The following is an 18729-nucleotide window of genomic DNA, read 5'->3' on the forward strand; positions in this document are numbered from 1 at the left end:
AACAAGCTCTGACCGGAAAATGGCCACCTGAGCGCGGCCGGCGAACCCCGCACACACGCGTCCCGCATGACCTGTTCGCAGCCGCGCGAGCATCGCCTCATCCCAAGACGTCATGACTGTACGCATGGTAAAACCCTGGCGTGAAACTGGTCGTGCAGGTAAAGCTGCTGCCCGATGCCGCCACGCAGGCGGCGCTGCGGGAGACGCTCGTCCTGTGCAACCGGGCCGCCAACCACGCCTCCCGCCGCGCCTTCACCACAGGCGTGAAAGGCAAGACCTCCCTGCAGCGGGTCGTCTACGGCGAGCCGAAAGCCATGGGCTTGTCAGCGCAACCGGCCATCCACGCCATCCGTAAGGTCGCCGACGCCTACGCCACACTGAAAGCGAACCTCAAGGCGGGGAACTACGGCCCGCAAGGGTCCAGGCGGCGGGCAGCGGTCGAAAGCACCCCGGTGCGATTGCGCAAGGACGCCGCGCAGCCGTTCGACGACCGCTGCCTGTCCTGGCAACTCGACGCCCGCACCGTGTCGATCTGGACGGCACGCGGCCGCTGCGGGCGTATCCCGTTCGCCTGCTCACCTGCCCAGCTCGACATGCTCACCCGCTACCGCCGGTTCGCCCAACTCGGATCGTTCATCACCTACAAGGCCCAGCGGTGCGGGGTGCCGGTGGTGCATGTGGACCCCGCCTACACCTCCAAGGGGTGTTCGGCCTGCGGCCACGTGGATGACAGGAACCGGCCCGACCAGGCCACCTTCGCCTGCACGTCGTGCGGCTTCGCTGAGCACGCCGACGTGAACGCAGCCCGCAACATCGCCGCGCGCGGCGTCGCGGGCTGGGCAGTGAGTCACGCTGCCGACGATGCGGCCTGAACCGTTGAACCCATCGATGGTGAGGAGCTGCAAGCTCGGCCTCTCAGGGCCGAGAAGCTGACACCCAACGATCTTTCGAGTGCGAAATGTTCATGACACGCCCTGACAGGTATGGCTGGCAGAGTGAAGCCCATGACGACCATCGCGAAACTGATCGCTTTCACCATCGACTGCGCCGAGCCGAAGCGGCTCGCCGACTTCTATTCCCAGATCACCGGCTTCGAGGTCCAGTACGCGGAGGAGGAGTACGCCGGGATCGGGGACGGCACCACCAGCATCTACTTCCAGCGGGTGCCCGAGCGCCGGCCCGGCTCCTGGCCCGGCCCGGACAAGCAGTTCCACCTCGACTTCCGGGTGCCCGACGTGGAGAAGGCCGTCGAGGAGTACCTGGCGCTCGGCGCGACCAAGCCGGAGTTCCAGCCGGGCGACTGGGTCGTCCTCGCCGACCCGGAGGGTCACCTGTTCTGCGTCTGCCCGGAAAGATCCTGATTCCAGCCGCGGCGGTGGCCGGGCCGGTGGATTTTGTCCCTAAGCTGACGTGGTGAGATCCCTCGGTGAACGATTCCCCGGCCGGTGCGCATGATCTGGGCGGGAGTGGCCATCGCCCTGGTCGGCGCGCTCGGATACGCGCTGGGGGCGGCATTGCAGCAGTTCGAGGCCGTCCGCGACGGCGCCACCCTCCAACTGGTCAAGCGTCCGCGCTGGTGGATCGGCGGGATCATCGGTTTCACCGGGGCGAGCCTGCACGCCGTGGCGCTGAGCATGGCGCCGCTGGTCGCGGTGCAGCCGGTCAGCGTCGCGACGCTCGTGTTCGCGGTGCCGCTCGCCGCCATGCTGCACGGACGGCGACCGCACCGGGCCGAGATCCTCGGCTCGGTCGCGGTGGCCGTCGGGCTGCTCGGCCTGATGCTGCTGGTGCCGGCGCACAACGTCACGCCGTCGCTCTCGGACGGGGACGCGCTCGGCCTCATCGGGTGCATCGCCCTGATCGTCGCGGTGAGCTTCGGCGCGGCGCGGTTCCTGCGCGGCCCGGCCAAGGCGCTGGCGATGGCGGTCGGCGCGGGATCGGTCACCGCGACCGTGTCCACGTTCGTCCGCGTCGTCGGCGGCGGGCTGCACGGCGACCTCTCCAAGCTGCTGCACTGGTTCACCCTCGCGATCCCGGTGCTGCTCATCTGCGCCGTCGTCCTGCTGCAGAAGTCGTACGCGGTGGGCTACTTCGGCATCGCGTACGCCGGGGTGCAGGTGGTGGACCCCATCACCTCGGTGCTCGCGGGCACCGTGCTCCTCGGCGAGTCGCTGCCGACCGGGGCCGGTCAGGTGATCCCCGCGCTGCTGGCGTCCGCGGTGCTCATCGGCGGCACCGTCACGCTGGGCAGGCTGGCGCCGGACCATTCGCACAAGCCGGCCGCCGCCCCCGTCCCGGTCAGCTCGCCGGCGGCCACCAGTTGAACACCGCGTCCGCCTGCCGCAGCGCGGCGGACGGCCCGGTCAGTCCGGCGAGGGAGAGCATCGTGTCGCGGGCGAAGACGGCGGGCGGGCTCGCCAGCCGGGTCAGCCGGTTGATCGAGGCGGAGCGCCGGACGATCGCCGTGGTCCTGGGCAGCCGGTCGCGGGTGTAGGCGGCGAGGGCGTCCTCGACGGACCCGCCCTCGTCCACGAGATGGGCCAGGACCACCGCGTCCTCGATCGCCTGGCAGGCCCCCTGGCCGAGGTTCGGCGTCATCGAGTGGGCGGCGTCGCCGAGCAGCGCCACCCGGCCCCGGTGGAACGCGGTGAGGGGCGTGTCCATGAAGAAGACGTCGCTCCGCACGATCCCGGCCGGGTCGGCGCGGGACAGCAGCTCGGGGATCGGGGCGTGCCAGCCTCGGAAGAGCCGCAGCAGCCCGGCCTTCTCCTCCGCCGGGTCCGCGTGGCCCCGCCCGGCGGGGACGGCCGCGGTGGCGTAGCAGTACACCTCGTCGCCGGCCAGCGGCATGACGCCGAAGACGAGGCCCCGGCCCCACGACTCCGCGCCGACGACGGGCGCGGACACCCCGCCTCCGGGGACGACGAGCCGCCAGGACGTCACGCCTGAGTACACCGGCTCCGGATGACCGGGGAAGAGGGCGCGGCGGGCCGCCGAGCGGATGCCGTCGGCGGCGACGACGAGGTCGGCGCGCAGCTCGCCCGCGTCGGTGGTCACCCGCCCGGAGGCGGCGTCCACGTCTCGGACGGCGGTGTTCAGGCGCAGGGCGCCGGACGGGAGCAGGTCGGCGAGCAGGTCCACGACCGTCGCGCGGCGCAGCAGCACGATCGGGTCGCCGTAGCGGGCCCGCGCCGCCTCGACGTCGGCCCGGGACAACCACCCGCCGGACGGGCGGCGCACGCCCGCCACCCCCTGGAGCGCCGCGAGCTCCCGCACCCGGTCGCCGACGCCGATCGTGTCCAGGGCGCGCAGCGCGTTGGGCGCGATCGCCAGGCCGGAGCCGACGGGCTCGATCGACGCCGCCCGTTCGCACACCGTCACCTTCCAGCCGCGCCGGGCCAGGGCGGCCGCCGCCGTGAGCCCGCCGATCCCCGCGCCGATCACCAGTGCGTCCGCCATCGTGTCCTCCGTGTCACTACGTCTGTAGTCGGAAGCGTACTACGCCTGTAGTGAGGTTTACTACGCCTGTAGTATCCCTCTATGTCGAACCAGCGGGTGACCCTCATCGGGGACACGGCGATCACGCTTCTCGCGGAGCGGGGGATGCGCGGCCTCACCCATCGCGCGGTGGACGAGGCGGCCGGGCTGCCCCCGGGGTCGACCTCCAACCACGCCCGCACCAGGGCCGCGCTCCTCGGACTCGCCCTGGCCCGCCTCACCGAGCTGGAGCGGGCGCTCTTCGCCGGTCTCGGGACGGACCCCGGCGCGGAGGAGGCCCCAGTGGAGGGCGCGGTGGAGGGCGCGACGGAGGAGCTCGTGGACGGTCTCGTGGAGAACCTCACCCGGATCATGCACCGCGCGCTCACCCGCGACCGGCACGTCACGATCGCCCGCTACGAGCTGGCCCTGGAGGCGACCCGCAGGCCCGAGCTGCGCGAGATCTACGACCAGGCCGGGCGCGGCTTCCGCGAGCCCGCCGTCGCGCTGCTCGCCGCCGTCGGGTCCCCCGATCCCGTACGGCACGGCCGCCAGGCGGTGGCCTTCGCCGAGGGCATCCTGTTCGACGCGATCGTGGGGGCGGGGGCCACGCCGTCCGTCGAGGACCTGCGGGCCGCCTTCGCGGAGTTCCTCCGGGGCGCCCTCTCAGGGGCGGCCCCGTCGGGGAGAACCGTCAGCGCGAGGTGAGGCGGGCCCGGTGGGCGGGCCACTCGTCGTCCAGGATCGAGTAGTACGGGCTGTCCCGCCAGGTGCCGTCGGCGCGGCGGTACTGCCGGCGGAGGATCCCCTCGCGCACGCCGCCGATCCGCTCGATCGCCGCCTGCGACCGCAGGTTCAGGATGTCGGTCTTGAGCACGACGCGGTTGAGGCCGAGGGTGCCGAAGGCGTGGTCGAGCAGGAGCACCTTGCACTCGGTGTTCACACCGGTGCGCCAGTAGGCGCGGCCGTACCAGGTCGAGCCGATCTCGACGCTGCCGTCGAAGCCGCTCACCTCCCAGAACCCGGTGGAGCCGATCGCGCGCCCGGTCTCCTTGTAGATCACGGCGAACTGCGTGGTGTCGGGACGGCCGAGCAGCCCGGCGACCAGCTCGCGCATGGCGGTCTCCGACGCGGGCAACCGGCCCGGTCGCCACCGCCAGACCTCCTCCTCCCCGTTCAGTGCGGCGAACAGGTCGGGCGCGTGGTCGAGGGCGAGCGGTACGAGCTGGACGACATCACCGTCGAGCACGACGGGTTCGGGCATCTTCGCGGTCATGTTTGCAGGTTAGCGACGCGGGCGGCGCCGGGGCGCGTCGGCCTCGGCGGCCGGTGTCGACACACATACCGGCTGGTCGGTACGCTGCCTGGCGTGAACGCAGACCCGCCCGGCCTGGATCTCGCCCGCCTCTCCCACCACCTCGAACGGGAGGGCCTGACCCGCGGCCCGCTGCGGGCCGAGGTGATCCACGGGGGCAAGTCCAACCTGACCTACGTCGTGCGCGACGAGGAGCGCACGCTCGTGGTGCGCCGGCCGCCGCTCGGGCACGTCCTCGCCACGGCGCACGACATGGGCCGGGAGCACCGCGTCATGACCGCGCTCCGCGACACCGGTGTCCCCGTGCCCGTCACCTATCACCTCTGCCGGGACCCCGACGTCGTCGGCGCGCCCTTCTACGTCATGGAACACGTGGAGGGCGACCAGCCGGAGGCCACCCCGGAGATCGTCCGCGACCTGGTCTCCGTGCTCGCCACACTGCACTCCATCGACCCGGACGCGGTCGGCCTCGGCGACTTCGGCCGCCCGGACGGCTTCCTCCAACGCCAGGTCGGCCGGTGGAAGCGGCAGCTCGACGCCTCCCGCAGCCGCGAGGTGCCCGGCATCGACGACCTCTACGCCCGGCTGGCCCGCGGCGTGCCCGGCTCCGGCCGTCCCGCGATCGTCCACGGCGACTTCAAGCTCGGCAACACGCTCGTCGCGGACGGCGCGGTCAGGGCGGTGCTCGACTGGGAGATGTCCACGCTCGGCGACCCGCTCACCGACCTCGCGCTGTTCCTGCTGTACGACGAGTTCGCCGCCCTCGACGGCGGCTCCCCGCACCCTCCGGTCGCCGCGCCGGAGCTCGCCGGCCACTACGCCGACGCCTCCGGCCGCGACCTGTCCCGGCTCGGCTGGTACGTCGGGCTCGCCTGCTTCAAGCTCGCGGTGATCGCCGAGGGCATCCACTTCCGGTACACCAAGGGGCTCACGGTCGGCGAGGGTTTCGCCGAGGTCGGGGACCAGGTGGCCCCGCTGGTCGCCCGCGGACTCATGGAGGTCTGACCGCATGGACTTCGGCTTCGACGACGTCACGCTGGAGCTGCGCGAGCGGCTGACGGCGTTCATGGACGAGTGCGTCCATCCCGCCGAGCCCGTCTTCGCCGAGCAGGCGGCCGCCGGAGGCTGGTCCCCGCCGCCGCTGCTGGAGGAGCTCAAGGCCGAGGCCCGGCGTCGCGGCCTGTGGAACCTCTTCCTGCCCGGCGAGGAGGGCGCGGGCCTCACCAACCTCCAGTACGCCCCGCTCGCCGAGATCATGGGCAGGTCCCCGGCCATCGCCCCCGTCGCCACCAACTGCGCCGCCCCCGACACCGGCAACATGGAGCTGCTCGCCCAGTTCGGCAGCGAGTGGCAGCGCGAGCGGTACCTGGAGCCCCTGCTCGACGGCCGGATCCGCTCCGCCTTCGCGATGACGGAGCCGGGCGTCGCCTCCTCCGACGCGACCAACATCGCCACGTCGATCGCCAGGGACGGCGCCGAGTACATCATCAACGGCCGCAAATGGTTCATCACCGGGGCGATGAACCCGAACTGCGCGTTCTTCATCGTGATGGGGCAGACCGACCCGGCCGCGCCGCCGCACCGCAGGCAGAGCATGATCCTGGTCCCGCGCGACACCCCCGGGGTGACGGTCAGGCGCGGGATGACGGTCTTCGGCTACGACGACGCCGACCACGGCGGCCACGCCGAGGTGCTCTTCGAGGACGTACGGGTGCCCGCCGACCACCTGATCGGCGAGGAGGGCGGCGGCTTCGCCATCGCGCAGGCCCGGCTCGGGCCCGGCCGGATCCACCACTGCATGCGGCTGATCGGCATGGCCGAGCGCGCGGTCGAGATGATGTGCCGCCGCACGCTCGACCGGACCGCCTTCGGCAGGCCGATCGCCCAGCAGGGCGTGGTCCAGGACTGGATCGCCGAGTCCCGGGTCAGGATCGAGCAGCTCCGCCTGCTCGTGCTCAAGACGGCGTGGCTGATGGACACCGTCGGCAACCGCGGCGCGCACACCGAGATCCAGGCCATCAAGATCGCTACACCGGCGGCGGTCGAGTGGATCCTGGACAAGGCGATCCAGGCGCACGGCGCGGGCGGCCTCAGCCAGGACTTCCCGCTCGCCGGCATGTGGGCGGGCGCCCGGAGCCTGCGGTTCGCCGACGGCCCGGACGAGGTGCACAAGCGCTCCCTGGCGTACCGGGAGCTCCGCAAGTACATGGAGGAGGACGCATGACGGCGGGCGTGACATGGAGCGAGGCGGCGGTGCGGGAGCGCGCCCGCGCCTTCCTCGCCGCCAACGACCTCTCGGCCATGGACCGGCTGGACTTCCTGCGGGCCAGGTTCGACGCGGGGCTCGCCTGGGTCCACTTCCCCGAGGGGCTCGGCGGCCTCGGCGCGCCGCGCGACCTCCAGGCGGCGGTGGAGCACGAGCTGCGGGGGACGCCGGACAACCGGCCCGGCCGCATCGGCATCGGCCTCGGCATGGCGGCGCCGACGATCCTCGGCTTCGGCACCGAGGAGCAGAAGCGGCGCTTCCTGCGCCCGCTCTGGACGGGTGAGGAGGTCTGGTGCCAGCTCTTCAGCGAGCCCGGTGCCGGGTCCGACCTCGCCACGCTCGCCACCCGCGCCGTCAGGGACGGCGGCGAATGGGTCGTGGACGGGCAGAAGGTGTGGACGTCCGTCGCCCACACCGCGCGCTGGGCGATCCTGGTCGCCCGCACCGATCCGGACGTGCCCAAGCACCGCGGGCTCACCTACTTCGTGTGCGACATGACGGCGCCCGGCGTCGAGGTGCGGCCGCTCCGGCAGATCACCGGCGAGGCCGAGTTCAACGAGGTGTTCCTCACCGGGGTCCGCCTCCCGGACTCGCTCAGGCTCGGCGCGGTCGGCGACGGATGGCGGGTCGCGCAGACCACGCTGATGAACGAGCGGGTCGCGATCGGCGGGGCCTCCGACCGGCGCACCATGATCGGCACGGTCTGCGAGACGTGGCGGACCCGCCCCGAGCTGCGCACCCACGACCTGCACCAGCGGTTGCTGCGGCTCTGGGTGGAGGCCGAGGTCCTGCGCCTCACCGGGGCGCGGCTGCGCGAGCAGCTCGCCGTCGGCCGTCCCGGGCCCGAGGGCTCCGGCATGAAGCTGTCGTTCGCCCGGCTGCACCAGGAGCTGTCCGGCCTGGAGGTCGAGCTGCTGGCCGAGGACGGCCTCGCCTACGACGACTGGACCTTCCGCCGTCCCGAGACGGTCGACTTCGTCGGGCGCGAGGCCGGCTACCGCTACCTGCGCGCGAAGGGCAACTCCATCGAGGGCGGCACCTCCGAGATCCTCCGCAACGTCATCGCCGAGCGGGTGCTCGGCCTGCCCGCCGAGCCGCGCGCCGACAAGGACATCCCCTGGAAGGACCTGCCGCGATGACCACGCTGCTCTACACCGACGTCGAGGAGGAGCTGCGGGCGGCGGTCCGGGCCCTGCTCGCGGACGCCTGCCCCCACCGGGCCGTCCTCGCCCGGATCGAGTCGGCCACGCCGTACGACGGGGACCTGTGGAAGGCCCTCGCGCGGGACATCGGAGCGGCCGGGCTGCTCGTCCCCGAGGAGCTGGGCGGCGCGGGCGCGTCGGCCCGCGAGGCGGCGGTGGTCCTCGAGGAGCTGGGCCGCGCCGTCGCGCCCGTCCCGTTCCTCACCAGCGCCGTGGTCGCCACCCGCGCGCTGCTCGCCGCGCGTACGGCCGGGCCGGGCGAGGCGGCGGGCGAGCTGCTGGAGCGACTCGCCTCCGGGGAGGTCACCGCGGCCCTCGCCGTGTCCCTCGCGGCCTCGCCGTACCGGCCGGTGCGGGGCGAGGTGGCGTACGAGGCGGCGGGCGCCGCCGGTGAGGCGGTCGTGAGCGGCCGGGTGACGGGCGTGGCGGGGGCCGAGAGCGCCGACGTGCTGCTGGTGCCCGCGAGCGCGCCGGGAGGGGAGGAGAGCGCCCTGATCGCGGTCGAGACCCGGGAACGGGGCGTCGAGGTCACCCCGGTGACGTCGCTCGACCTGACCCGCCCGGTGGCCATGGTGTCGCTCGGGTCGGTCCGCGGCCGGATCGTCGCCCGGAGCGAGGGCCCGGACGGGGTCCGTTCGATCGTGCGGGACGCCCTCGCGTTCGGAGCGGGGCTGCTCGCCTCGGAGCAGCTCGGCCTCGCCGAGTTGTGCCTGACCTCCACCCTGGAGTACGTCAAGGAGCGCCGGCAGTTCGCCCGCCCGGTCGGGTCGTTCCAGGCGATCAAGCACCGGCTGGCGGACCTGTGGCTGGAGATCGGCGGCGCCCGCGCCGCCGCGCGGAACGCGGCCGGGGCCCTCGCGGGCCGCGGCCCCGGCACGGACCGCGCGGTGGCGGTGGCGGTGGCGCAGGCCCACTGCGGCGAGGTGGCGGTGCACGCGGCCGAGGAGTGCGTGCAGCTCCACGGCGGCATCGGGATGACGTGGGAGCATCCCGCGCATCTCTATCTCAAGCGCGCGAAGGCCGACCAGATCGCCTTCGGGACGCCCGGCGAGCACCGGAACGCCCTCGCGGACCTCGTGGACGTCCCCGCCCCTGTCTGAGGCGGGTCAGGACGCCGGACGCAGTGAGGCGAGGAGGAGGTCGGCGAAGTGGCGGCCGACCTCCGCTCCGCTGAGCGCCCCGTCCGGGTGGTACCAGGTGCCGAGGTGGTGCACCGACCCGAAGAAGAAGTCGACCACCATCTCGGCCGGGATGTCGGCGCGGAAGACCCCCGCCCGCTGGCCCTCGGCGACCAGGTCGCGGAAGAGCTCGTGGTAGCGGCGGCGCTCCGCGCGGACGGTCTTGCGCGTGTCCGGGGCGAGCTGGTGCATCGACCGGAAGAAGATCTTGGAGTCGTCGAGGTTCTCGACCGTGGTGACGACCACGTCCACCGCGGCGGCGTGCAGGCGCTCGGGGATCGGCCCGTCTCCCTCGGAGAACGCGGTCAGGCGCTCCATCTGCATCCGCAGGACCCGGCCGTAGATCTCGTGGAGGAGATCGTCCTTCGAGGCGAAGTAGTGGTACATGGCGCCCTTGGTGACCCCGGCCGCCGTGACGATCTCCTGGACGGACGTGCTCTCGAAGCCACGCTCCGCGAACAGGCGGGTGGCCTCGGCGAGCAGGCGATGCCGTACGGGCTCCTCGAGCGTGACTACGCGGCGCGCCATGACGACCCTCCCTGGGTGAGATCGGGCACTAGCATACCGACTGGTCGGTTCCGAGCTTTTCGCGACCTGGAGCCCCGTTTTCAAGACCTGGAGCCCCTGCTCGGTTAACGTGGGGAGAGCAGTCCTGATCTTTCGGGGAGCATCCGGTGCCAAGCGGGTCCATCTACGTGCCGCGCGACGAGAAGTTTACCGGCGCGTCGCCGCAGAACCTCTACGTCACCTTCTGGTTCGCCGGGCGCAAGAGCCGCCTGTGGACCCGCGGCGTCATCGGCGTGGCGGGCTTCGCCGGGGGCGGCCTGCTCGCGGCCAGGTTCGGCTGGTCCGACACTTTGATCGCCGGGCTCGCGGTGGGCGCCCTGGCCGCGCTCGCCGACTTCCTGGTCGCCTGGCGGTCCTTCGCCCGTACGGCGGTGTGGCGGGGCAGCAGACGCGGCGAGATCCGCACCGGACGCCTGCTGCGCCGTGCCCTGACCCGGCACGGCTACCGCGTCATGGACGGCCGCGCCGTACCGGGGGAGGCGTCGATCGACCACCTCGTCATCGGACCCGGCGGCGTGTGGATCGTGGACAACGAGGCGTGGTCGCCGGACACCTACATCGCCAGGTACGGCGAGCGCCTCTTCTTCGACGAGAAATTCGGCACCTCGGTCGCGAAGGGACTGATCGACGCCGCGTCCGCGCTGGCCGGGCTGCTCGCCCGCGAGACCGGCATCGACGTCACCATCTCGCCGGTGCTCGCCGTCCACAGCGGCAGGATCCAGGGCAGGGGCGGCGTGGTCGACGGCGAGGGCCTGGCCGTCGCCTACCCGAACAGGGTGGCCCGCTGGATCCGCTCCGAGCCGAACGGGTCGCTGACCGAGGAGCAGGTCGAGCTGCTCGCCCGCACCGCCGCCCGCATCCTGCGCGGCTCCGCGCTCCGCCGCTAGGGAGTGTCTGACGAACGCTGTCCGTCGCGCGCAGCAGGGCATGATTTGTCAGACACGACCCAGGCCGGCGTCAGTCGAGTTCCTCGACGAACGCCGCGAGCTGGGCCACGTTCCGGCACTCGTACATCGGGACGATCCCGGCGTACGCGGTGGCGACGGAGTCGCCCGTGTCCCACTGGGGGCGCGGCTCGGGGTTGAGCCAGTAGGCGTGCCGGGCCTCCCCGGCCAGCAGCCGGAGTGTGTCCAGGGCGGGCGCCTGGTAGTTGGACCGGGCGTCCCCCAGGATCAGCAGCGACGTCCTGGGCCCGATCGCGTCGCCGTACCGCTCGGCGAACCGGGTGAAGACCCGGCCGTAGTCCGTCCGCCCGAACCTGACGATGTCGGCCTCCTCCGCCATCCGGGTGACGGCGTCCAGGACGTCCGCGCCGGGACGGAAGAACGCGGTGATCTCGTCCACGGCGTCCACGAACGCGAACGCCCGCACCTTGGTGAACTGCTCGCGCAGCGCGAACGTCAGCAGCAGCGTGAAGTGCGAGAACGCGGCGACGGAGCCGCTCGCGTCGCACAGGATCACCAGCTCGGGCCGGTGCGGACGGCGCGGGCGCAGCCGGGGGGACAGCGGCACCCCGCCGGTGGAGAGCGAGGCCCGCACGGTGCGGCGGAAGTCGAGCCGTCCGCGATGGCCCCGCTTGCGCCTGGCGGTGAGCCGGGTGGCGAGGCGGCGGGCGAGCGGGTGGACCTCCCGGCGCAGCCGGGCCAGCTCGTCCTTCGTCAGGCGCAGGAAGTCGACGCGGTCGATCGGCGGCGCGACCGACGCTTTCGCGATCTTCTCGATGCCCGACTCCTCGGCGATCCTGCGGCGGACGTCGGAGGCGACGGCCTCCTCGAATCTCCGGATGTTTCGGGATATCTGGTGGCGGGCGACCTGCTCGGGGACACCGCCGCGTTCGGCGAGCATGGCGTCCAGCAGCCGAGCGATCAGCGTCTGCGGCGAGAGGGCGCGCAGCACCGGGTACGAGAACCACGACTGCCGGTTCCCCGCGGCCGGCACCCTGCCGAACCGCTCCACCATCGACCGGGCGAACGCCCGGAACTCGGGGGCGTCCGGGTCGCCCGTGAGCAGCTCGGCCAGCCGGTCCCGCAGCCCGGCCAGTTCGGCCGGCCTGCCCGGCTCGCCCGGCTCGCGCGGTTCGCCCGGCAGCGTGGAAACCGGGCGGGCGGCGCCCCCCTCGGAAGCCGAGGCGGCCGGGCCGTCCGAGGTCACCGGGGGGAACCACAGGTCGAACAGCGCGTCGAAGCCGGGCCGGTGCCGGGGGCGCTTCACCATCGTGGCCGCGTACGCCTCGCGCAGCGTCTCGCGTTCCGTCAGATCGATCACCGTCAGCGCCCGCGCGGCGTCGAGGCCCTCGGCGACGGACACCGGCAGCCCCGCCTCACGCAGCGCGGCGACGAACGCCACGTGCCGGTCGAGCAGCGGCTCGCTCACCCCGCCCTGCCTTTCCGGGCGCGAGTACGCCTCGATCGGTGCGGCCCTTCCATCTGCGACGCCGTGGTGGTCGGCGGCGGCGAGGACCCGGCGCCGCGCGGGACCTCGGCATCCGGGTGCTCCTCGGCCACGGCCGGTCGTCCCCCGATCACGGGCGGGGGAGCCCCAGCTCCTTGGCCGCCCGGCTCTGGTCGGAGTCGTGCTTGAGCACCACGCCGAGCGTCGCGCCGATCACACCCTCGTCCAGCTCCGTACGGCCCAGCGCCAGCAGGGTGCGGGCCCAGTCGACCGTCTCGGCGATCGACGGCGACTTCTTCAGCTCCAGGCCGCGCAGCGTCGCCACCGTACGGGCGAGCCGTTCGGCCAGCCGGTCCGGCAGCTCCGGCACCTGCGCGAGCACGATGTCGCGCTCGCGCTCCGGCGTCGGATAGCCGAGGTGCAGGTAGAGGCAGCGCCGCTTGAGCGCCTCCGACAGCTCGCGGGTGGCGTTCGACGTGAGCACGACGTACGGCCGGCGGGTCGCGGTGATCGTGCCCAGCTCGGGGATCGTGACCTGGTAGTCGGAGAGGATCTCCAGCAGCAGCCCCTCGACCTCGACGTCGGCCTTGTCGGTCTCGTCGATGAGCAGCACCGTGGGCTCGTCGCTCCTGATGGCCTTGAGGAGCGGGCGTTCGAGGAGGAACTCCTCCGAGAAGATGTCCTCCCACGCCTCGCCGTCGGCCTGGATGCGGAGCAACTGCTTCTTGTAGTTCCACTCGTAGAGAGCGCGGGCCTCGTCCAGGCCCTCGTAGCACTGCAGCCGGACCAGCCGCGCCCCGGTCGCCAGCGCCACCGCCTTGGCGAGCTGGGTCTTTCCCACCCCGGCCGGGCCCTCGGCCAGGAGCGGCTTGCCGAGCGCGCCCGCGAGGAACACCGATGTCGCGATGCCGTCGTCGGCAAGGTAGTCCACGGCGGCGAGCCGCTCCCGGACCTCGTCAGGCGAGGCGAACCACATCGCCACTCCTCATTGATCGAACCGAATGTTGTTCTAGCGTAGCCCGGTTTTGAGGGATCTGGGTCGTGCGATAACCTCTTACTGCTTCCGCGCCGCTAGCTCAGTTGGTTAGAGCAGCTGACTCTTAATCAGCGGGTCCGGGGTTCGAGTCCCTGGCGGCGCACCCTTTCGAAAGCCCAGGTCAGTCCCACTGACCTGGGCTTTCGTTATGAGAACCCTTCATGGTGGCGGTGCGCATTCCTGAGAGGCGGAGTTTTCTCGTCCGCGCAGTTCCTTGAGCGTGCTTTCGGTGTCGGGGTAGGGCAGCCAGGCCGCCGGTGTGAGAGTGCGGTCATAGAGCGCGTCGGCCAGGTCCGGACAGGGCAGGGCCGCCTCCCGCGCGAGCGCGGTGTACGCGGCTCGATGTTGTTCGGCGCTCAGGTCGCGTTCCTCCCAGAGTTCGGCGAGGCATTCGGGCACATGGCGCGGAGGAAGACCACCCGGCATGGCTCCGGCCTCTTCGAGCCGGGCGGCGCAGGCGGTGAGTTCGTCCTCCCGCATGTCATAGTCGGCCTCCCTGATCACCGCGCGCAGCCAGGTCTCCGTCGGTTCCGCGCGGAAGAGGGGCCCGGAGAAGTCGAACATGACACCCTTGATCATGGCTGCGATCGTCGCCGTGCTGGAAAGCCGTGCGCAAGCCCACAGCGCTGCTTCCGGTAGACGCTTAGCGGTGCCTCGTCTCTGAGCGGGATGAGAGCGGCGTCATTGGCCGCGTAAAGGGTGAGGTCGGCCCGCCGTGATTGCATCGAACGGGCGGTGCGGGCGCAGAAGGTCTGCGAACGTGACCATCACGGAGCGGCGACCGAGAGCTTTGAAAGGCAGGTGTGATGGCTGGTCACCACACCCGCTGGGTGCGCCCTGACATGCAGATTGATGATCCAGAGCGGATCGCGATTCGCGAGGCGCTGGCCTTCGGCAAGGCCCTGTACGATCGGCGGACCGCCCTCGGCATGACCGTTGCGGACCTCGCCCAGAGGGCGGGCATGACCGTCGACGAGATCGAGTGCATCGAGGAGGGGGGAACCCCGCCCACGGTCGCCTTGTTGCGGCATTTGGCTGCAGCGCTCGATGCCGATGTTCGGCTCACTTCCGGGCACGATCTCGGTTCTCTGTGGTTCGAAGCTCGCGCGGCCTGAGCGTGATGATCAGTGCCATTCGATCAATGGTCGGTCGCTCGGTGGTTACTTGGATGCCGTGGAACGGGGCGTCAAGGGCTGGCATTGAGCGGCACTCAGACCGGGCGACGGCCGTACGAAGCGGCATCAATTGGCACGGCGAGGCGGCGGCCAACACGGGGTGATAGGGCGCCTGACTCTTAATCAGCGGGTCCGGGGTTCGTGTCTCCGGCGGCGCACCCTTTCGAAGGCCCAGGTCAGTCCCACTGACCTGGGCTTTCCGTTACCTAGCCGTCCGGAGGAATCAAGGCGGCGGTGTCTTCGGGGGCGGACGGTGACAGAGGACGGGCCGAGGGGCTCCGCAGCTCTGGGGAATGCTCGGCCTGGCCGGGTTATATCGGGCCGCCGCGCCAGGTCGGGAGGGCGAGGCGACCGGCCGCCACGTCGTAGGCAGCGCGGGCCAGCAGGCGGGTCGAGTCCAGCGTGGGCAGGGGAGACGCCTCGGGAGTGACCAGCAGCGGGATCTCGGTGCACACCAGGGCGACGGCGTCACAGCCCCGGGCCGCGAGCCGTCCGATGATGCGGCCGTACTCCTGCCGAGAGGTCTCGGTGACCACGCCGTTCACCAGCTCGTCGAAAATGATCTCGTTGACGATGCGGCGGTCGTCGGCGTCCGGCACCTCTGTGGCGATGCCCCGGGCGGCCAGTGCCCGCGGGTACAGCGGGCCGTCCATCGTGTACGTCGTCCCCAGCACGCCGACGCGCCTGCGCCGTTCACGAGCGGCCTGGGCGGCGACCACGTCGGCGATGTGCAGCCCCGGCAGGCCGAGATCGGGTCCGGGCACTTCCAGGGCCATATGGGCGGTGTTGTCCGGGCAGACGAAGAAATCCGCGCCCGCGCGGGCGAGCCGCTCCACGCTCCTGGCCAGGGTGGTCCGGATCGCCGCGTGATCCCCGGCGTCCCAGGCCGGCATGCTGTACCCGAAGGCGATGTAGTCGAGGGTCACGTCGGGGTGTTCGTGACGGCCCAGCCGCCGGAATCCCTCCTGGCAGAATTCGAGGAAGCACAGCGCGGCCCCTCCGGTGCTGTGGGCGAGGATGCCGAGATGCCGGTCGATGCTCATGACGGCGATCTTCGCATTTCCTGGCGCCCACAGCCGCTCCCGCCGTCTGGGCGGCCTGGCGGGCGAGGCCGCGGGGAGGCGGTGGCGGGGTGGGCCGGAGCTAGATGAAGATCGAAAATCTTACCTTTGGAGATCGACAACGGTTAGCGTGGGGTCGTCCGTACTGCGGCGCGTGCGCCGCCCATAAAGGAAGGACGATGTCTTGCGACAGAAAGCCGCACGGTTCGGAGTGACGCTGGCGGTGGCCGGCACCCTCGCCGCCGGTGCCCTCGCCACCGCCGCCCCGGCGAGTGCCACAACTACGGGCTGGACCGCGTACCAGGCCTACCGGACACTCCAGAACTGTGTCTCGGCGGGGACCACCAAGCTCATCATGGAGGGCTACAAGGAGTACGACTGCCGCTGGGACAGCCCGTACTACATGCTCTGGCTGAGGAAGTAGTCGCGGGAGCGGTCAGGCGCTCCGCTCGCCGGGTTCGAGTCCTGGCGGCGCACTTCGCATGAAGGCCCAGGTCGGCGTCGCCGACCTGGGCCTTTTCTTCTTCCGGCGATCGCCGTGATCACCGGTTTCCGCGATCATGATGGCCGTTCGAGTCGCTTTCCCCGCGTCGAGCGATGGCCGAGGTGACCGGAGACGGTCAAGCGTGTCAGGACCAAAAGGGCTCTTGACCCCTTTTTTACCTAGCTGATACTAATCGCGCACCTTGTCCTCGCCCTCGTGATCCGAACGGCGGGGAAGCCATGCGGACTTCCATGTCCGCCAGTACCAGGAGGTTCTCCGTGAGGAGTTCACTCAATCACCCCCCACTCCTCAGACGTCTCACCATCGCCGGCGGCCTGGCGGCGACGCTGGCCTTTGGGACCGTGTCCGCCGCCGGCGGAGTCCAGGCTCAGGCGTCGTCCGGCGCGGACCTGCCGGCCGGCGCGGCCGTGGCGACGAGCGCGCCGCTCAAGGACTATGACCGCGAGATCGTCGACCAGTTCGACTCGGCCAACTCCGTCGGGCACATCCGGCACCTCGCCGTGGACATCGGTCCCCGGCTGAACGGCACCCCGCAGGAGAGGGAGGGCGCGGAGTACATCGGCGGCGTCCTCGAGTCCTACGGCTTCGAGGTGACCCTCCAGTCATGGGGCCCGGTCTCGACCAAGCAGGTCGCGAAGGTCACGTCCCCGGACGCCGACCTGCCCGGGGGCCCGAACTGGCAGATGTACGCCTCGGCCAGCGGCAAGTTCACCGGGAACGCGGGCGTGGAGGGGCAGGTCGTCTACGCCAAGACCGGCCAGTCCGCCGCGGACTTCCCCGCCGACACCGCGGGCAAGGTCGTGCTGATGGACTACAGCACCACCGCCTCGATCCGGAACACCGCGGTGGCCAACGCGGTGAGCCGGGGGGCGATCGCGGTCGTCCTAGCCTACGCGACCGGTAACTCCGCGCCTCCGTCGTTCACTCTCACCACGTCCCAGCCCGAGATCCCGGTGATCGGCGGCGGCAGCGCGCACCACACCTGGATCAGGGAGCTCCTGGACAAGGGCCCGTTGACGCTGCGGATCGCGACCAACCAGTACGCGAACCCCATGGGCACCAACGTCATCGGCATCCGGCACGCGGTCGGCGACCCGACCGGCACCACCGCGCCGATCGTCATGGTCGGCGCGCACATCGACTCGGTGCTGGGCGCGCCGGGCGCCCACGACGACGCCTCGGGCAACGGCGTCTCCCTGGAGGTCGCCCGGGTGCTCAGCCAGTATCCGCTGGACAAGGAGCTGCGGATCGGCGGCTTCGGCGGTGAGGAGGGCGGCCTGCTCGGCGCGCGGGCGTACGTCAACACGCTGACCGCCGCGGAGAAGGCCCGGTTCGTCGGCGAGTGGCAGATGGACATGGTCGGCACGCCGTACGAGCCGGCCCGGCTGTGGGCGCTGACCCCGAACGGCCAGTCGAACTTCGTGGTCCAGGAGGCGTACGACGCGGCCGCGCGCGTCGGGTTCGACGGGCTGCGCAACTGCAGGCTCGGACAGAGCGACCACCAGGCGTTCTACGACGTGGGCATCCCGTCCTCGCTGTTCATCTGGCTCGACTACCGTCCGCCGACTCCGCCGGCCGTCTGCGGCCCGACCGGCGGGACGTACGTCACGGAACCGCAGTACCACCGGCCGACGGACACGATGGACAACATCAGCCCCGAGCGGCTGCAGATCACCCTCGATGTCGTGGGCGGCGCGGTGGCGCACAACGCGCTGAACGCGGTGACGGTCTCGGCGGCCTCGGACGCCGGTCAGCCGCTGGCCGGGGCGCCGGTGCGGGCCGACTGCGGCAACGGTCCGCGCGACCTGGGCACGACCGGGGCCGACGGCCGGCTGGAGGCGGTGCTCCCGCACGTCACCTGCGACTTCACCACCACGGTCGAGGGCCGGGTGGCGACCGAGCGCGGCGTGTCGATCGCCGGTGACCGGGCGGTGAAGATGACCGTCGACTTCACCAAGCCGACGATCTCCCTCACCACTCCCGCCGATGGCGCCGTCTTCACGCTCGGAGCGGCCGCGACCGCGTCGTACCGGTGCGATGACAACCTGTCCGGGGTGGCGTCCTGCGCCGGCACCGTGCCCGACGGCGGCCCGCTCGACACCTCCGCCGTCGGCTTCCACGAGTTCACGGTCAAGGCCGCCGACAACGCCGGAAACGCCGCCGACCGGAAGGCGACGTACCAGGTCGTCTACCCCTGGCACGCCTACTTCCCCGAGACCATGGAGGGTAAGGCCGGCAGCGCCGTACCGATCAAGTTCGGCCTCGGCGGTGACCGCGGCGCCGGCGTGATCGCCTCCGGTTACCCGGTCTCCCGGCCGGTGGCCTGCGACACCGGGAAGCCGACCGGCCCGGCCGAGCCGACCAGCGGCCCCGGGAACTCGAAGCTCGGCTACGAAGACGGCCAGTACAACTACGTGTGGAAGACGGAGCGCGACTGGTCCAAGACCTGCCGGCAGTTCGAGCTGAAACTCGATGACGGCAGCAGCCACTTCACCACCATCACCTTGAAGTAGCCGAACCGCGGTGCCCGGGTGGGGGAGCGGGGTGATCGAGCTC

Annotated in this window: 19 protein-coding genes and 1 tRNA gene; 13 read left to right on the plus strand and 7 right to left on the minus strand. The window is 71.6% G+C overall.

Features of this window, described 5'->3' with window-relative positions; genetic code table 11:
* Window positions 1-140: 140 nt before the first annotated feature.
* From AWQ70_RS09640 to AWQ70_RS09650, 3 genes are all read left to right on the plus strand, one after another.
* Window positions 141-872: a zinc ribbon domain-containing protein gene (locus tag AWQ70_RS09640; protein ID WP_067173093.1), complete on the plus strand. Its 732-nt coding sequence runs from the start codon at window positions 141-143 to the stop codon at window positions 870-872.
* A gap of 132 nt (window positions 873-1004) precedes the next feature.
* Window positions 1005-1361, plus strand: a complete 357-nt coding sequence (locus AWQ70_RS09645; protein ID WP_067173096.1) for a VOC family protein — start codon at window positions 1005-1007, stop codon at window positions 1359-1361.
* 90 nt (window positions 1362-1451) lie between these two features.
* Window positions 1452-2324: a DMT family transporter gene (locus tag AWQ70_RS09650; RefSeq protein ID WP_067173098.1), complete on the plus strand. Its 873-nt coding sequence runs from the start codon at window positions 1452-1454 to the stop codon at window positions 2322-2324.
* Here the strand turns inward: AWQ70_RS09650 and AWQ70_RS09655 are convergent.
* Window positions 2299-3459, minus strand: a complete 1161-nt coding sequence (locus AWQ70_RS09655) for an FAD-dependent monooxygenase (protein ID WP_067173102.1) — start codon at window positions 3457-3459, stop codon at window positions 2299-2301. The genes AWQ70_RS09650 and AWQ70_RS09655 overlap by 26 nt on opposite strands.
* A gap of 81 nt (window positions 3460-3540) precedes the next feature.
* Between AWQ70_RS09655 and AWQ70_RS09660 the strand changes: the two genes are divergently transcribed.
* Entirely contained in the window at window positions 3541-4185 is a 645-nt protein-coding gene (locus AWQ70_RS09660; protein WP_067173105.1) for a TetR/AcrR family transcriptional regulator, read from the plus strand.
* Here AWQ70_RS09660 and AWQ70_RS09665 read toward each other — a convergent pair.
* Complete coding sequence (locus tag AWQ70_RS09665) at window positions 4172-4753, minus strand: GNAT family N-acetyltransferase (protein ID WP_067173109.1); 582 nt, start codon at window positions 4751-4753, stop codon at window positions 4172-4174. The two genes, AWQ70_RS09660 and AWQ70_RS09665, sit on opposite strands and share 14 nt — an antisense overlap.
* Window positions 4754-4846: 93 nt before the next feature.
* On the opposite strand from AWQ70_RS09665, the gene AWQ70_RS09670 reads away from it, so the two are divergent.
* Genes AWQ70_RS09670 through AWQ70_RS09685 form a run of 4 tightly spaced genes read left to right on the plus strand, consistent with a single transcriptional unit; the run spans window position 4847 to window position 9360 of the window.
* The gene (locus AWQ70_RS09670; RefSeq protein WP_067173111.1) at window positions 4847-5797 is read left to right on the plus strand and encodes a phosphotransferase family protein; all 951 of its coding nucleotides are present in this window, start codon (window positions 4847-4849) and stop codon (window positions 5795-5797) included.
* A gap of 4 nt (window positions 5798-5801) precedes the next feature.
* Window positions 5802-7016: an acyl-CoA dehydrogenase family protein gene (locus AWQ70_RS09675; RefSeq protein ID WP_067173114.1), complete on the plus strand. Its 1215-nt coding sequence runs from the start codon at window positions 5802-5804 to the stop codon at window positions 7014-7016.
* Complete coding sequence (locus tag AWQ70_RS09680) at window positions 7013-8197, plus strand: acyl-CoA dehydrogenase family protein (protein ID WP_067173117.1); 1185 nt, start codon at window positions 7013-7015, stop codon at window positions 8195-8197. The genes AWQ70_RS09675 and AWQ70_RS09680 overlap by 4 nt, the downstream gene beginning before the upstream one ends.
* Window positions 8194-9360, plus strand: a complete 1167-nt coding sequence (locus tag AWQ70_RS09685; protein WP_067173120.1) for an acyl-CoA dehydrogenase family protein — start codon at window positions 8194-8196, stop codon at window positions 9358-9360. Before AWQ70_RS09680 ends, AWQ70_RS09685 begins: the two co-directional genes overlap by 4 nt.
* Window positions 9361-9366: 6 nt before the next feature.
* Here AWQ70_RS09685 and AWQ70_RS09690 read toward each other — a convergent pair whose 3' ends face one another.
* The gene (locus AWQ70_RS09690; protein ID WP_067173123.1) at window positions 9367-9966 is read right to left on the minus strand and encodes a TetR/AcrR family transcriptional regulator; all 600 of its coding nucleotides are present in this window, start codon (window positions 9964-9966) and stop codon (window positions 9367-9369) included.
* A 146-nt stretch (window positions 9967-10112) separates the two neighbouring features.
* Here AWQ70_RS09690 and AWQ70_RS09695 point away from each other — a divergent pair, with 146 nt between their 5' ends.
* Window positions 10113-10892, plus strand: a complete 780-nt coding sequence (locus tag AWQ70_RS09695) for a nuclease-related domain-containing protein (RefSeq protein WP_067173125.1) — start codon at window positions 10113-10115, stop codon at window positions 10890-10892.
* 70 nt (window positions 10893-10962) lie between these two features.
* Here AWQ70_RS09695 and AWQ70_RS09700 read toward each other — a convergent pair whose 3' ends face one another.
* Both AWQ70_RS09700 and AWQ70_RS09705 read right to left on the minus strand, forming a co-directional pair.
* A complete protein-coding gene (locus tag AWQ70_RS09700) occupies window positions 10963-12378 on the minus strand; it encodes a vWA domain-containing protein (RefSeq protein WP_084516732.1) in 1416 nt (471 codons plus the stop codon).
* Window positions 12379-12526: 148 nt separating this feature from the next.
* Window positions 12527-13372: an AAA family ATPase gene (locus AWQ70_RS09705; protein WP_067173127.1), complete on the minus strand. Its 846-nt coding sequence runs from the start codon at window positions 13370-13372 to the stop codon at window positions 12527-12529.
* A gap of 89 nt (window positions 13373-13461) precedes the next feature.
* Between AWQ70_RS09705 and AWQ70_RS09710 the strand changes: the two genes are divergently transcribed.
* Window positions 13462-13535 (plus strand) — tRNA-Lys (locus tag AWQ70_RS09710).
* A gap of 56 nt (window positions 13536-13591) precedes the next feature.
* Here the strand turns inward: AWQ70_RS09710 and AWQ70_RS09715 are convergent.
* Window positions 13592-14011 carry an HAD family hydrolase gene (locus AWQ70_RS09715; protein WP_067173129.1) on the minus strand — a complete coding sequence of 140 codons (420 nt, stop codon included), beginning with the start codon at window positions 14009-14011 and terminating at the stop codon, window positions 13592-13594.
* A gap of 263 nt (window positions 14012-14274) precedes the next feature.
* On the opposite strand from AWQ70_RS09715, the gene AWQ70_RS09720 reads away from it, so the two are divergent.
* Window positions 14275-14547, plus strand: a complete 273-nt coding sequence (locus AWQ70_RS09720) for a helix-turn-helix domain-containing protein (protein WP_245646876.1) — start codon at window positions 14275-14277, stop codon at window positions 14545-14547.
* A gap of 371 nt (window positions 14548-14918) precedes the next feature.
* Here the strand turns inward: AWQ70_RS09720 and AWQ70_RS09725 are convergent, their stop codons facing one another.
* Entirely contained in the window at window positions 14919-15650 is a 732-nt protein-coding gene (locus AWQ70_RS09725) for an aspartate/glutamate racemase family protein (protein ID WP_067173131.1), read from the minus strand.
* A 202-nt stretch (window positions 15651-15852) separates the two neighbouring features.
* Between AWQ70_RS09725 and AWQ70_RS09730 the strand changes: the two genes are divergently transcribed.
* The gene (locus AWQ70_RS09730; protein ID WP_157529973.1) at window positions 15853-16092 is read left to right on the plus strand and encodes a hypothetical protein; all 240 of its coding nucleotides are present in this window, start codon (window positions 15853-15855) and stop codon (window positions 16090-16092) included.
* Window positions 16093-16430: 338 nt separating this feature from the next.
* Window positions 16431-18686 (plus strand): PxKF domain-containing protein, encoded by a 2256-nt coding sequence (locus AWQ70_RS09735; RefSeq protein WP_169808641.1) that lies wholly within the window; start codon window positions 16431-16433, stop codon window positions 18684-18686.
* The last annotated feature ends 43 nt before the right edge of the window (window positions 18687-18729 follow it).

Origin of the sequence: Microtetraspora niveoalba, from assembly GCF_001570405.1 — a bacterium.
GTDB lineage: Bacteria > Actinomycetota > Actinomycetes > Streptosporangiales > Streptosporangiaceae > Microtetraspora > Microtetraspora niveoalba.